The 12,823-nt window shown below is 73.6% G+C and carries 15 protein-coding genes; 5 read left to right on the forward strand and 10 right to left on the reverse strand.

Features of this window, described 5'->3' with window-relative positions; genetic code table 11:
• Positions 1–144: 144 nt before the first annotated feature.
• Positions 145–711, reverse strand: coding sequence for a sigma-70 family RNA polymerase sigma factor (locus tag L0B03_RS06760; RefSeq protein WP_308200011.1), 567 nt, complete (start codon positions 709–711; stop codon positions 145–147).
• Positions 712–837: 126 nt separating this feature from the next.
• Between L0B03_RS06760 and L0B03_RS06765 the strand changes: the two genes are divergently transcribed.
• Together L0B03_RS06765 and L0B03_RS06770 are read left to right on the forward strand one after the other, a co-directional pair.
• On the forward strand, positions 838–1,047 hold the full coding sequence (locus L0B03_RS06765; RefSeq protein WP_250445024.1) for a hypothetical protein: 210 nt from the start codon (positions 838–840) through the stop codon (positions 1,045–1,047).
• Positions 1,048–1,240: 193 nt separating this feature from the next.
• Positions 1,241–2,578, forward strand: a complete 1,338-nt coding sequence (locus L0B03_RS06770) for a diguanylate cyclase domain-containing protein (RefSeq protein ID WP_250445025.1) — start codon at positions 1,241–1,243, stop codon at positions 2,576–2,578.
• Here L0B03_RS06770 and L0B03_RS06775 read toward each other — a convergent pair.
• The 3 genes from L0B03_RS06775 to L0B03_RS06785 form a co-directional block, all read right to left on the reverse strand.
• Complete coding sequence (locus L0B03_RS06775) at positions 2,508–2,804, reverse strand: transcriptional regulator (protein WP_250445026.1); 297 nt, start codon at positions 2,802–2,804, stop codon at positions 2,508–2,510. The genes L0B03_RS06770 and L0B03_RS06775 overlap by 71 nt on opposite strands.
• Positions 2,801–3,226, reverse strand: coding sequence for a hypothetical protein (locus L0B03_RS06780; protein ID WP_250445027.1), 426 nt, complete (start codon positions 3,224–3,226; stop codon positions 2,801–2,803). The genes L0B03_RS06775 and L0B03_RS06780 overlap by 4 nt, the downstream gene beginning before the upstream one ends.
• Before the next feature lie 145 nt (positions 3,227–3,371).
• Entirely contained in the window at positions 3,372–3,575 is a 204-nt protein-coding gene (locus L0B03_RS06785; protein WP_208056700.1) for a cold-shock protein, read from the reverse strand.
• A gap of 201 nt (positions 3,576–3,776) precedes the next feature.
• Between L0B03_RS06785 and L0B03_RS06790 the strand changes: the two genes are divergently transcribed.
• A complete protein-coding gene (locus tag L0B03_RS06790; RefSeq protein ID WP_250445029.1) occupies positions 3,777–4,508 on the forward strand; it encodes a glutamine amidotransferase in 732 nt (243 codons plus the stop codon).
• Positions 4,509–4,511: 3 nt separating this feature from the next.
• On the opposite strand, the gene L0B03_RS06795 is transcribed toward L0B03_RS06790, so the two are convergent.
• Positions 4,512–4,865, reverse strand: coding sequence for a GntR family transcriptional regulator (locus L0B03_RS06795; protein WP_250445030.1), 354 nt, complete (start codon positions 4,863–4,865; stop codon positions 4,512–4,514).
• Positions 4,862–5,770: a hypothetical protein gene (locus tag L0B03_RS06800; protein WP_250445031.1), complete on the reverse strand. Its 909-nt coding sequence runs from the start codon at positions 5,768–5,770 to the stop codon at positions 4,862–4,864. Before L0B03_RS06800 ends, L0B03_RS06795 begins: the two co-directional genes overlap by 4 nt.
• A 130-nt stretch (positions 5,771–5,900) precedes the next feature.
• On the opposite strand from L0B03_RS06800, the gene L0B03_RS06805 reads away from it, so the two are divergent.
• Both L0B03_RS06805 and L0B03_RS06810 read left to right on the forward strand, forming a co-directional pair.
• Positions 5,901–6,119 (forward strand): hypothetical protein, encoded by a 219-nt coding sequence (locus L0B03_RS06805; protein WP_250445032.1) that lies wholly within the window; start codon positions 5,901–5,903, stop codon positions 6,117–6,119.
• Positions 6,120–6,303: 184 nt separating this feature from the next.
• Positions 6,304–10,296, forward strand: coding sequence for a S8 family serine peptidase (locus L0B03_RS06810; protein WP_250445033.1), 3,993 nt, complete (start codon positions 6,304–6,306; stop codon positions 10,294–10,296).
• A gap of 150 nt (positions 10,297–10,446) precedes the next feature.
• Here L0B03_RS06810 and L0B03_RS06815 read toward each other — a convergent pair whose 3' ends face one another.
• From L0B03_RS06815 to L0B03_RS06830, 4 genes are all read right to left on the reverse strand, one after another.
• Positions 10,447–10,944, reverse strand: a complete 498-nt coding sequence (locus tag L0B03_RS06815; RefSeq protein WP_250445034.1) for an ATP-binding protein — start codon at positions 10,942–10,944, stop codon at positions 10,447–10,449.
• A gap of 139 nt (positions 10,945–11,083) precedes the next feature.
• On the reverse strand, positions 11,084–11,410 hold the full coding sequence (locus tag L0B03_RS06820) for a hypothetical protein (protein WP_250445035.1): 327 nt from the start codon (positions 11,408–11,410) through the stop codon (positions 11,084–11,086).
• A complete protein-coding gene (locus tag L0B03_RS06825; protein WP_250445036.1) occupies positions 11,407–12,462 on the reverse strand; it encodes a Gfo/Idh/MocA family protein in 1,056 nt (351 codons plus the stop codon). Before L0B03_RS06825 ends, L0B03_RS06820 begins: the two co-directional genes overlap by 4 nt.
• 47 nt (positions 12,463–12,509) lie before the next feature.
• Positions 12,510–12,823: hypothetical protein (locus L0B03_RS06830; RefSeq protein ID WP_250445038.1), on the reverse strand; the 314-nt coding region annotated here is incomplete at its 5' end.

Below are 12,823 nucleotides of genomic sequence, written 5' to 3' on the forward strand. Positions count from 1 at the left end.
GGACGGCCTCCCGCAGCGCGGACGGGTCGGGCTCGGCGGTGGCCGCGGGATCGGCGCCGCGCAGCCGGGCGAGTGCGACGTCGTCTCCCTGGGTGGGGGGGTGGTCGTTCACGATGACCTCCAGAGGACCGGGACGCGGGTGCGTCACCCCGTCTGTGTCGTCCCGGCGCTCGGGCTTGCAGCGGAGCCCTCGCGGGAGCCTGGCTGGTCGTCACGGGGGTCCGCGGGCTCGGGGGCGTCCTGCTGGGCCCAGACCTCGCGGAGCCGGGCACGGGCGCGGGAGAGGGCGGCGTCGGCGCCCCCTCGGCTGATCCCGAGCACCTGGGCGAGGGCGTCTCCCTCGACCCCCTCCCACGAGTGCAGCAGCAGGATCCTGCGGTCCCGCGCGGACAGGGCCGCCAGGGCGCTCCGCACCTGCTCGTCAGCCAGGGTCAGGTGGGCAGGGTCGGCGTCGTCGACCTCCTCGGGGAGCTCCTGGACGGGGATCGCCCGAGCCTTGCGACGGTGGTTGGCGAGCACGTAGCCCGCGGTCCGGTAGAGCCAGGGCAGCTCGGCACCCTCGGGGACCGCCTCACGACGACGCCAGGCGGTCACCAGGACGTCGGCGGTGAGGTCCTGCACGTCGTCGTGCGCGGCACGGCGCGCGAAGTACCTGTGCACGGCCGTCGAGTGCTCGCGGAAGAGCGCCTCGAACCAGGCGTCGTCTCGCACTGCCGCTCCCCGGGGTCGACGGTCCACTACCCGACACTGTGTCGCGACGAGGGCAGTCCTTGCAGGCCGACGCGCGGAACCTCGTGGACCGGCCTACCGTCGTGACATCCCACCCACGGAGGAACCATGACGGACCACCAGCACCGCAGCCCCGACGAGGACCCGCCGCTGACCGGCTCAGCCCCGGGCGGCCCCGACTCCCTCGAGGACCCCTCGGTCGACGAGGTGGGCGGCGAGGTCGAGGAGACCGACGGCCCGGAGGAGCAGAACCTGCAGCACGGCCCCCCGGACCTCGAGGGCTCGGACGACGACCCGGCGAGCTTCCTCAACACCTGAGACGCCCCGCGAGGTCCCGTTCCGTGGCCGCGGCAGGCAGGTACGATCGCCGCGCCGAGTGACCCGTGTCACGACCCCGACCGGCTGACGGAACGGGACGCGGGCCGGCGGAGGTCCCGCAGGGTCAGGGTCGAGGCCGACCCTGACCCGGACCGCCAGTCATCGCCCTGACCAACCGAGGGGGTCCGCCGTCGTGCCCGACTCCGGCGTGCCCGAGGCCTCGGGCTCCGAGGACCTCACCGAGATCCTCGACCTGCTCAGCGAACGCATCGCCCGCTACCGCGTGTCTGACCTGGTGCTCGTCTACTGCAACGCGTCCTGGGCCGCCCAGCACGAGGCGACCCCGGACGAGCTCGTCGGACGCAGGCTCGAGGAGCTGCTCTCCCCCGCCGAGGTCGAGGGGCTGCACACCCAGCTCGAGCGGCTGGGCCCGGACGCCCCGTTCCTCTACGACCCCGTCCCGCGTCCCGCGCCCCACGTCCCCGACCGCTGGGTCGAGTGGGCCGACCGGTGGCTCCCCGGACCGGACGGGCCCCAGGTCCTCGCGGTCGGCCGAGACGTCACCGACAGGCATCGTGCCGAGGAGCAGCTCGCGGTGAGCGAGGCGCACTTCCGCGACCTGGCCGACCGGTCGGCCGACGTGGTGTGGCGGTTCACCGCCGCCCCAGAACCGCGGCTGAGCTACCTGAGCCCCTCGGTCCTGACCCTGACGGGCTGGTCGGGCGAGGACTTCGGCGCGGACCTCGAGCACCTGGTGGCCGTGGTCGACGAGGACGGCCGGGAGCTGCTCGACGACGCGATGGCCGGCCTGGCCCTGCCCGAGCGCTACGACCTGCGGCTGCGTCGACCCGACGGCACGTGGGTGGTGCTCGAGGTGCAGATGACGCGCCTGCCCGACGGCCTGCAGGGCGTCGCCCGGGACGTGACCGAGATCCGGGGGTTGCAGTCCGACCTGGCGCACCTCGCCCTGCGTGATCCGCTGACAGGCCTGGCCAACCGGCGCCTGCTGGACCTGCTGCTGCGGGCCGCCCTGGCCCGGGTGCGGCACTCGGGCGGAAGGCTGATCGCCACGTACGTCGACCTCGAGGACTTCAAGCTCGTCAACGACCGCTACGGTCACCAGGTCGGTGACACGGTGCTGGTCGAGGCGGCCCGTCGACTGACGCAGGCCGTCCCGGAGGCCGACGTGGTCGCGCGCCTCGGCGGGGACGAGTTCCTCGTCGTGCACGAGGCGGCCGCGCCCACGGATCGTCCGGACGAGCGGGTCCTCGCGGCTCTCGCCCCGGCCTACCTCCTGCCGGACGGCACCTCAGTCAGGTGCGGCGCGACCGTCGGGGTCGCCACCACCGGTGCGTTGGAGGGTGAGGGGGCCGGCCCGGCCACCACCGAGGCCCTGATCGCGGCAGCCGACGCCGCGATGTACGCCGCCAAACCTCCGCGCGACGGCCTCCCGGGGGTGCTCAGCCCTTCCCGGCGATGGCCCGAAGCGCTTCCAGGTGCCGCCGGTAGCCCTCCACCCCGTCAGGCGTGAGGCTGAGCCAGGTACGGGGCCGACGCCCGACGCGGCCCTTCTCGACGGCGACGTAGCCCGCCGTCTCGAGCAGGGCCACCTGCTTGGACAGCGTCGAGTCGGTGATCTCGACGCTGTCCCGCACCAGGGCGAACTCGGCCTTCTCGACCCCGTGCAGGGCGGCGACGATCGAGAACCGCACCGCGTGAACGAGCAGGTCGTCGAGCGCATGACGGGGGTGGCTCATGCGCGGCGCTCCCGCAGCGCCCCGACCGCGAGCGGCGTCGCGACGACGACGGCGGCCACGGACCAGTACGCGACGTCGCCGAGCCGGGCCGGCGTCCCCACCGCGATCGCGATCCCGTAGGCCGCCGCGGTCAGTCCCCAGGCCGGGGCCATGCGCCGCGCCGAGCCACGCAGGTGGGCCGGCTGACGACGGGCCCACAGCACCATGACAGCGGTGAAGACGGCCCAGCCGCCGAGGAAGCCCGCGTACCGCAGGACCGGGGGCTCGACGAGGCCGATGACCAGGGTGAGGATCGCGAAGCCCACGGCGAAGGCGCCCATGTAGGTGCTGAGCCAGCGGGCACGGCTGCGGACGCGCTCGGCGGACGAGGCGGCGCCGTCGAGGGCTGAACGGGCTGCGTGGGGATCCATCGGCGAACTCATGTCCCCATGTTGGCAACTACTTTCCGTTACTGCAAGTAGTTGGCGCTTGGCAGCCCCGACCGGGGGCAGACGCACGAAAGCCCCGGTCGCGAGGACCGGGGCTTTCGTGGTGTCGTTCAGCGGGCCGGAGCCCGAAGCACGAGGATCAGAGCGGCGTGATGTTCGCGGCCTGGGGACCCTTGGGGCCCTGGTTCACCTCGAACTCAACCTTCTGGTTCTCCTCGAGCGTGCGGTAGCCGCTCGTCGTGATCGCCGAGTAGTGGGCGAAGACGTCGGCGCCGCCGTCGTCGGGAGCGATGAAGCCGAAGCCCTTTTCGGCGTTGAACCACTTCACGGTGCCAGTAGCCATGAGAATCTCCTTCAGGAGGTCGGACGGACCCGCGTGTCGGGACCGAGTCAATCGCGGTGTTCGTCGTCCGCTCCTGGTAAGGAATTCATGCACCGGACCGGGGCCCAGTGCACTCAAGACGTGCAAGCACTGCAACTTCGAGTACGACACTACCCTCCATGCCCGGCGGCCGCTAGCCCCCGCTGCGGCTAGGGTCACGACGTGAAGCCCTTCCTGCTCATCTCGACCCGCGCCGAGGACGCTGCGGCGGCGAGCGAGCACGCGGCGATCGCCCGCTTCGGAGGCCTGGACCCGGCCGAGCTCGACCACGTGCGGCTCGAGGCCGGACCCCTGCCCCCGGTGGACCTCGACTCCTACTCCGGGATCGTGCTGGGCGGCAGCCCCTTCACGACGAGCGACCCGGACGAGCAGAAGTCCGCGGTGCAGCACCGCGTCGAGGCCGAGCTCGGCCGCCTGCTCGACGAGATCGTCGCCCGGGACCTGCCCTTCCTGGGCGCCTGCTACGGGGTGGGCACCCTCGGGGTCCACCAGGGCGGGGTGGTCGACCGCACCTACGGCGAGCCGGTCGGAGCCGCACCGATCACCCTCACCGAGGCCGGGCGCGCGGACCCGGTCTTCGGCGGGCTGGACAGCACCTTCCCGGCCTTCGTCGGGCACAAGGAGGCCATCCGCACCCCTCCCCCGGGGGCCGTGGTGCTCGCGACGTCGCCGTCCTGCCCCGTGCAGGCCTTCCGGCTGCGGCAGAACCTCTACGCGACCCAGTTCCACCCCGAGCTCGACGTGCCGGGGATCGTCGAACGGGTCCGCATCTACCAGCACGCGGGCTACTTCTCCCCGGACGAGCTGGACGACGTCGTCGCGGCGGTGCAGGGCGCGCAGGTCGACGAGCCGCCGAAGATCCTCACGGCCTTCGTCGAGCGCTACGCGCGCTGAACCTCACCCCTCGAGGGCGGTCCGCACCAGGCTGACGGCGCGCTCGGTGTCGAGTCCCAGCTCGCGGACGCGGCGCACGTACTGGCGTGCAGCGACCTGGGCCTCGCGGTCACGGTCGGCGCCGCGGACCGCGACGAAGGTGCCCCGACGCCCCTGGGTCTCGACGACCCCGGCCTGCTCGAGCTCGCGGTAGGCCCGGGCCACGGTGTTGGCCGCCAGGCCGAGGTCGTCGGCGAGCCGGCGCACGGTCGGCAGCCGGTGCCCCGGGGGCATGACCCCCTCCTCGGCCATCATCTCGACCTGCTGCCGCACCTGCTCGTAGGGCGGCACGTGCGAGGTCGGGTCCACGACGATCACCGGCGCACCCCGTCCTCGCGGACCGGCCACAGCCGGCGGCGCACGTGGCCCTGGGGGTCGAGAGCGATGCTGATCATGGCGGTGACCGCGAGCGCCCCTAGCAGCACCATGAACAGACCACCGACGAGGCCGACCGCGGGGTTCGCGGGCCAGCCGCCCTCGAGACCGTCCCCGACGATGCCGAGGAGCCCGATCGGGCCGAACACCCCGACGACGAGCGGGACCGTGACGAGGTCCCGCAGGGTCCGGGCGCGCAGCGCGTCGTCCCAGGCGAGCTCGAGGGTGCTTGCTGCAACCTGACGCTGCTCCACCAACCTGCGGGCGGCCACCTCCTCCAGGACCACTGCGAGCGGTGGGACCAGGACGGCGAAGACGACCGCCCCCCAAGGCACCGGACCGAGATCCATGACGCCTCCGGCGTGCACGGCGACGACCCCCACCGCGGTGAGCACCGAGACCCCCGCGGCCACCCAGGCACCGCGGCGCTCGTGCGGGGCGACGTAGTCCTCGACGGTCGGGGTCGAGGCGCGGGCCAGGCGCGCGCCGTCCGGGGCGGGGCGCAACGACTCGCGCCAAGCCACGACGCCGTAGCCCGCGGCGTGGCCGGCAAAGAAGCCCATCACGACACCGATGACCCCGTAGCTCGAGTACTCATGAGCGAGCCCGGGGCCGAGCGCGATCGCGAGCACCGCGAGCCAGATCCCGAGGACCGCACCGACGGCACCGGCCCGCTCGCGGTGCGCGAACCGCTCGGCGACCCGCTCGCCCGCCTCCCCCTCGAGGGCCAGGTCGACCTTGCGGGCGTACCCGTGCGCTGCGCGCATCGCGGTGCTGGGGGTCTGGAACCACACCCACGTCGCCACGGCGATGACCGTGAAGACCCCCGCGAAGATGATCGTCTGCATGACTCCCTCTTTCTGTATTAGTTCTGTAGCAACGTAGCACTACAGTTCTGGTACAGACAAGTGGGTGAATCCTGCACGACTCCTGCGTGCCTTGCCTCAAGACCCGGCCCCACGGGCCGATCCTGTGAGCGTGAACACGAACCTGGTCGGTGATACCGCTCCTCTCGCCACGACCGCACCCGAGGGTGTCGTCCTCGCCCTCACGGCGCGCTCGGGGCCGGTCCCCTGCGCCGCGCGCCCGTCGACCGGGTTCATCCATCTCGACGGCCCCTGCCGCTGCTTCTTCGGCGGCCCGGGTCCCGAGTTCGCCCCGGTCCGCGAGCTCGAGAGCCTGCTCGCCGCCTGCTGAGAATCCCGCGAGTCACAGCAACTACGACACGCCGAGACAGCCCTACTTCACCCGAGATCTTCACCCGCCGTCCTACTGTGCGTCGCGAGCCGTCGTGTCGCCGTGGGGGGCAGCGCCAGTAGCTCGACCGACCTCCACGACCTCCCGGCTCAGCACATCCGCCACGCCGAGAGTGGAGAGCTCTGTGAGCCGTCGTCGTCCCGTCCTGGCCGCCGTCACCTGCGCCGCCCTGACCGTCCCGCTGACCCTCGGGACCGCCCACGCGGCCCCGGCCCCCGAACCACCACCACCCACCGGAGAGGGCGCCGAGCTCGCCACCGGCGCTGACCTGAACCGCCCCGGGGGCACCGCCCAACGGCTCGCGGACGCCTGGGGCGGCTCGGCCGGGGACGTCTCCCCGGCGCTCCTCGAGGCCGAGGGGCAGGTCACCGCCTTCGTGCAGCTCGACTCCCCCTCGGGCATCGAGGCCGCCGAGGCCGGGGCCGACGTCGAGGCCGCGGTCGACGAGGTCGAGGCCCTCGCCGAGGAGGTCGTCCCCCAGGAGGCGACCGCAGCGAGTCCCGGGGCGCGCAGCGCCGCGAGCGACGAGCCCACGCGCCTGTCCGTCACGGCGAACCTCGTGGCCGGGATCACCGTCAGCGGCGACGCCGCCCGCATCCGTGCCCTCGCCGGCGAGGACGGCGTGAGCGCCGTGCACCTGGTGGTCCCCAAGGAGCCCACCAACAAGGGGGCCGACGTCTTCACGCGGGCCCAGCAGACCTGGGAGGCCACCGGTCTCACGGGTCAGGACGTGACCATCGGGGTCATCGACACCGGGCTCGACTACACCCACGCCAGCTTCGGCGGGCCCGGGACCGCCGAGGCCTACGCCGCGGCCTACGGCGAGGACGGCACCGGACCGGTGCCCGAGGACCTCCTCGACCCCACCAAGTACCTGGGCGGCTGGGACTTCGCCGGCCCCGACTACAACGCGGACCCCGCGGCCACCGCTCCGGGCGCCACGACGGTCCCGACCCCCGACGCCAACCCGATCGACGCCCCCGACGCGAGCCCCAACGGCGGCCACGGGACCCACGTCGCCGGCTCGGCCGCGGGCTTCGGCGTCCAGGCCGACGGCACGACCTTCCGCGAGGACTACGCGACCTCGCTGGACCTGACCGACTGGGAGGTCGGGCCCGGCACCGCCCCCGAGGCCGGGGTCTACGCCCTCAAGGTCTTCGGCGACAACGGCGGCAGCACCGGCCTGGTGATCGACGCCCTCGAGTGGGCCGCCGACCCGAACGGTGACTTCGACTACAACGACCGTCTCGACATCGTGAACCTCTCGGTCGGCTCGGACACCAGCCCGGCCGACGACCCCGAGAACCTCTTCATCGACCGTCTCGCCGACCTGGGCGTGCTCGCGGTGATCTCCTCGGGCAACGGCGGCGACGTGACCGACATCGGCGGCAGCCCGGGCAACGCCCGCAGCGCGCTGACCGTCGCGAACTCGGTCGCCGACACCCAGACGTACGACGCGATCGAGGTCGTCGAGGCCCCCGACGCGGCGCTCGTCGGCTCGCACGCCGCCCAGAACAGCATCTACTACACCGGCACCGAGGACGTCACCGCTCCGGTGGTCTACCTGGGCGACGGGGTCACGGGCTGCGAGCCCCTCGACGCCTACGCCGACCAGGCCGCCGGTTCCATCGTCTGGCTCTCCTGGGACGACGACGACACCAGCCGCGCCTGCGGAAGCATCGTCCGCTGGAACAACGCCGAGGCTGCCGGCGCTGCCGGGGTCCTCATCGGCACCGAGCTCCCGGTGTTCAGCGCCGGCATCGCGGGCAACGAGGGGATCCCCGGGGCCCAGCTGACCGCGGCCTCGACCGACGCCCTGCTGCCGGCCATCCAGGCCGGCGGGGTCGTCGCCACGGTCGGCCCCTCGCTGGCCAACGCGGCCTTCGTGACCGACGAGTCCCTGGCCGACACCCTGGCCGACAGCTCCTCGCGCGGGGTGCACGGCTCCCTGGGCGTCCTCAAGCCCGACGTCGCCGCCCCCGGCACGCTGATCTCCTCGGCGTCCTCGGGCTCGGGCACCGGGGCCAGCACCAAGACCGGCACGTCGATGTCCGCCCCGCACGTCGCGGGCATCGCGGCCCTCGTGGCCCAGGCCCACCCGGGCTGGACCCCGCAGCAGGTCAAGAGCGCCGTGATGAACACAGCGACCCACGACGTGTTCAGCGACCTCGACCAGAGCGGTCCCGTCTACGGGCCCGAGCGGGTCGGCTCGGGGCGGGTCGACGCCCTCGACGCCGCCTCCACCGAGGTGCTCGCCTTCGCCACCGACGACGCCGACCTGGTCTCGGTGACCTTCGGCGTGGTCGACGTCGGCGCCGAGACCCTCGTCGACCGGAGGACCGTCACGGTTCGCAACACCGGTGACACCGCCCGTACCTACGCGACCTCGGTCTCGCAGGCCACGTCCGCAGGCGGAGCGAGCATCACGGCCGCCCCGGCGAGCATCACCGTCCCGGCCGGCGGCAGCGCCACGGTCACCGTGACCCTCACCGCCGACCCGGCCTCCCTCGAGCGGGAGATCGACCCGACATCGCAGGAGGCCTACGACCTCGGCATCCCGATCCCGCGGGAGTTCGTGGCCGCCGTCTCGGGTCGGCTCGTGCTCACCCCCGAGGGTGGCGAGGGCGAGCTCCGGGTCCCGGTGCACGCCGCACCGCGCCTGGTCAGCGACCTCGAGGCCCAGCCCGTCACGGTCTTCGAGGGCTCGGACTCCGCACCGCTGACCCTGGCCGGTCGTGGCGTCGACGCCGGCGGGTGGACCTCCCTGGTCGCCCCCTTCGAGCTGGTGGCCGAGAGCCCGCGGCTCGAGGACGACCCGGCCACGGGCACCTCGGCCTCCTCGGTGGCCGCGGCCGACCTGCGGTACGTCGGCCTCTCCTCGACGGCCCCGCAGCTCGAGGCCGCCGGTCAGGACCCGGCGACCGGCTCGATCGGGGTGGGCATCGCGACCCAGGGCGAGTGGGCCAGCCTGGGCACCAACGTGGTGCCGATCGTCAACACCGACATCGACGGTGACGGGATCTGGGACCTCGAGACCTACGTCTGGAAGTACGCCCCCGACCTCGACTTCACCACCGTCGAGACCTACGCCCTCGGGTACGACGAGGCCTCGGGGTACAGCCTGGGCGAGCTGCTCGAGCTCTCCCCGGTCAACGGCCTGTGGGCCGACACCATGACGACGGTCTTCGACAGCAACGTCGCCGTGGTCCCGCTCGGGCTGGAGGCCGTGGGCATCACCGCCGGGGACACCCCGACCTTCGGCGTCTCGACGTACTCGCCGTACGCCCCCGACGCCACGGGGATCGTCGACGAGGTCGAGCCCTTCACGGCGGACCCCTTCGCCCCGTCGCTCTGGTTCGAGGCCGGCGAGGGCAGCGAGGACTCGCTGTGGTTCGTCGGCGAGGAGGGCAGCCCGTTCACGGTGCACCGCGCTGGCGACGAGGACGAGCGTCTGCTCCTGCTGCAGCCGCTCAACCCCCGCGGCGAGCGCGCCCAGGTGGTCGACGTGACCACGGGCACGGTCACCGAGACCACCACCGCCCTCGCGGTCGACGGGGACCTCAGCACGGGCGAGGTCACCCTGACCGCGACCGTCGAGCCCGCGGCCGCCACCGGCCAGGTGCGCTTCCTCGACGGGGAGACCGAGCTCGGCACGGCGCCGGTCGAGGAGGGGGTCGCCACCCTCGAGACGACCCTCGCGGTCGGCAGCCACGACCTCGTGGCGGTCTACGAACCGGACAGCGGAGCCTGGGCGGCCTCGACCTCCGAGGTCGTCACCGTCGAGGTGGTCGAGGAGCCCGAGCTCGCCGAGTCCGTGCTCAAGGCCGCCGTGCCCGGCACGGCGCTGTACGGCCTGCCGGTCCCGGTGGTCGCGACGGTCCGCACCGACGGGCCTACCCCCAGCGGCCGGGTCGAGGTCTCCTCGGACGGCGACGTGCTGGGCGGGGCGCGCGTGGTGGCCCGCGGCCGGTCCGGGGTGGCCGTGGCCGTCCTGCCCCCGGTCCTCGCACCGGGCACCCACGAGCTCACGGTGACCTACACGGGCAACGACGAGGTCGCAGCCTCCTCGGTGACCAAGCAGGTCAGGGTGATCTCCTGGGGCCCGTGGGGTCGATGACCTGACCCAGCTCCACCGGTAGACGCCGTGGGGCCGGTCCCGCTCAACCGAGCGGGACCGGCCCCACGGTCGTCTGCGGGGTGAGGAGGCGGACGGAGATGACGCGTCGGCCGGGCAGGTCCTGAGCCTCGGCCGCGGAGGGGTACTGGCTCAGAACTCGTCGAGCTCGAGCTCGTACCAGACGGTCTTGCCGCCCTCGGCGTGCTCCTCGACGCCCCACCGGCTGGACATCGCCTCGACGATCGCCATGCCGCGGCCGTTCGGGGCGGAGGGGCCGTTGTGCATCACGACCGGGTTGGTCGCGCTCGCGTCGCTGACCGAGACGCGCACCGCGGTCTCGGTGTGCCGCATCTGGACGCCGATCGCGACGCCCTGCGGTCCGTGCAGCACGGCGTTGGCGAGCAGCTCGCTCGAGAGGAGCTCGAGCACCTGGTTGGCCATCCCCGTGATCCCTCGCGCGGCGGCGGTGCTGACCACCCAGTGCCGACCCACGGCGACGGACTGCCGCTGGCCGGGGAGGACCAGGCTGTCGGCGTCGTCCTCGGGGAGGTCCGCGTCCTGAGGCTCGTCAGGCCCGTCGGGGCCAGCCCCACCGACCAGGCGGAGGGTGCTGCCGGACGAGGTTCGCCGGGCGCGGTCGCCGGTCACGCGCACCTCCTGAAGTTCTGGTCGAGGGTCCACTCCGTGTCTCGGAGAACCCTCCCAGGGTGAGGCATCGACGCGATCCCGGCGCGCCGAGGCGATGCCGATCCGTGACGTGCGGCGCCTGGCCCTGATGCCCCCATGATCAGTACCGCGGTTCGATGAGTCGGGGGATGCCCGCCGGCGCGGCGGTCGAGAGCTCGAGGTACTTGGCCTCGGCCCGGTGCAGCCGCACGTGCTCGTCGATGGTCCACGTGGGGCCGTTCCGCAGCACCGTGCCGCACGAGCACTCGAGCCACAGGGTGCCGTCCGGGTCCGCCCGCAACGTGCCCACCGTGTAGTGCGTCGATCGGGCGCGGGCCTTGGCGTCGCGCAGGGCGGCGCTCACCGGCTCCTCGGCCGGGGCCGCCGTCTCCCCGTGCACCTGGCCACCGTCCCGGGCAGACGGGGGCGGGGCCGCGTGGTCGCTCACGGCACACGATTATCCACGGGCGGCGGGCGCTCGCCACCCTTGTCCCGGGCGGCCCCCGGCCCGGCCCCGGCGACCTCGGAGCGGTACCCCGCCAGCAGGGCGTCGACCACCCGCGCGGTCCGCAGCGCGCTCTCCCCCGTGCTGGGGCTCTCGCCACGGCCGAGCAGGGAGTCGACGACGGCCTGCACCAGGGGCAGCTGCACGGGCGTGGGGTAGGGCGCCTCGACCCGCTGCTCCCCCGCGGCGGTGCGGATCCGCAGGGGCTCCTCACCCAGGGAGCTGAAGGCCACGCTGCCCCGGCTGCCGACGATCTCGACCTCGTCGAGCTCCTGGCCGGCGTCGAAGCACCACAGCCCGACCCCGTCGACCCCCGAGGTGTGCCGGAACGAGGCGGTGACGACGTCCTCGGCCGCGTGGTGGCGACCGCGGTTGGCGGCCGTCCCGGTCACCGAGGTCACCGGGCCGAGCAGGTGGTCGAGCAGGTCCAGGGTGTGCGAGCCGAGGTCGACCAGCAGCCCGCCGCCCGAGATCTCGGGGCGCACGCGCCAGGGCGCCTGCCCCTCGGGCCAGGTCTCGGCCCGCTTGAGCAGGCGCACCGTGACGGCCCGCGGCTCACCGATCGTGCCGTCGCGCAGCAGCTCCGCGACGCGGTCGAACCGGGGCATGGCCCGCCGGTAGTAGGCCACGTGCAGGGGCACCCCGGCCGCGGCGCAGGCGTCGATCATCGACGTGCACTCGGCGGCCGTGCGGGCCATCGGCTTCTCGACGTACACGGGCTTGCCCGCGGCGGCGGCCCGCAGCACGTAGTCGGCGTGGGAGTCCGGCGGGGTCGCGACGTAGACGGCGTCGACCTCGGGGTCAGCCAGGAGTGCGTCGCCGTCGTCGTACCAGCGCGGGACCCCGTGCCGGCGCGCGTAGTCCGCGGCCTTGGCGCCGTCGCGGCGCATGACGGCCACCAGGGATGAGCTCTCGGCCTGCTGGAAGGCCGGCCCGCTCTTGACCTCGGTGACGTCGCCGACCCCGATGATTCCCCAGCGGACGTGGTTCTCCATGCCCCCGAACCTAGCGGCTGCAGCCGAGGACGTTCAGGTCGTCCGCCTCACGCCGCGCCACGCCGCAGGGCCTCAGGGAGCTGCGTCGCCGCCCCGGACGTCGCCGGGACCGGCAGCACGAGGGAGGTCTCCCCGAGGCGCACGGTGACCTCGATTACTCCGGCGTACCGCGGGTGCTCACCGGTCGTGACCTCGTCCACCCGCGCCAGGGGCAGCACGGTGCGTTCGATCGAGTGCACCGGACGCCGCCCGCGCAGCCACCACTCGCGCCGGTGCACCAGCTGCAGCTCGCCCTCGCTCCGGCACACCACGGCCCCGTGCAGGGTCATCGGCCACGCCGCGTGAGCCAGACCCGCCGCCG

The organism is Actinotalea sp. C106 (assembly GCF_023630195.1).
Classification (GTDB): Bacteria; Actinomycetota; Actinomycetes; order Actinomycetales; family Cellulomonadaceae; genus Actinotalea.

Excerpts from the sequence above, each read along its gene's own strand:
- L0B03_RS06785 (WP_208056700.1), bottom strand. The coding sequence starts at position 3,575 with ATGGCTACTGGCACCGTGAAGTGGTTCAACGCCGAAAAGGGCTTCGGC.
- L0B03_RS06800 (WP_250445031.1), bottom strand. The coding sequence starts at position 5,770 with ATGCAGACGATCATCTTCGCGGGGGTCTTCACGGTCATCGCCGTGGCG.
- L0B03_RS06775 (WP_250445026.1), bottom strand. The coding sequence starts at position 2,804 with ATGAGCCACCCCCGTCATGCGCTCGACGACCTGCTCGTTCACGCGGTG.
- L0B03_RS06780 (WP_250445027.1), bottom strand. The coding sequence starts at position 3,226 with ATGAGTTCGCCGATGGATCCCCACGCAGCCCGTTCAGCCCTCGACGGC.
- L0B03_RS06825 (WP_250445036.1), bottom strand. The coding sequence starts at position 12,462 with ATGGAGAACCACGTCCGCTGGGGAATCATCGGGGTCGGCGACGTCACC.
- L0B03_RS06765 (WP_250445024.1), top strand. The coding sequence starts at position 838 with ATGACGGACCACCAGCACCGCAGCCCCGACGAGGACCCGCCGCTGACC.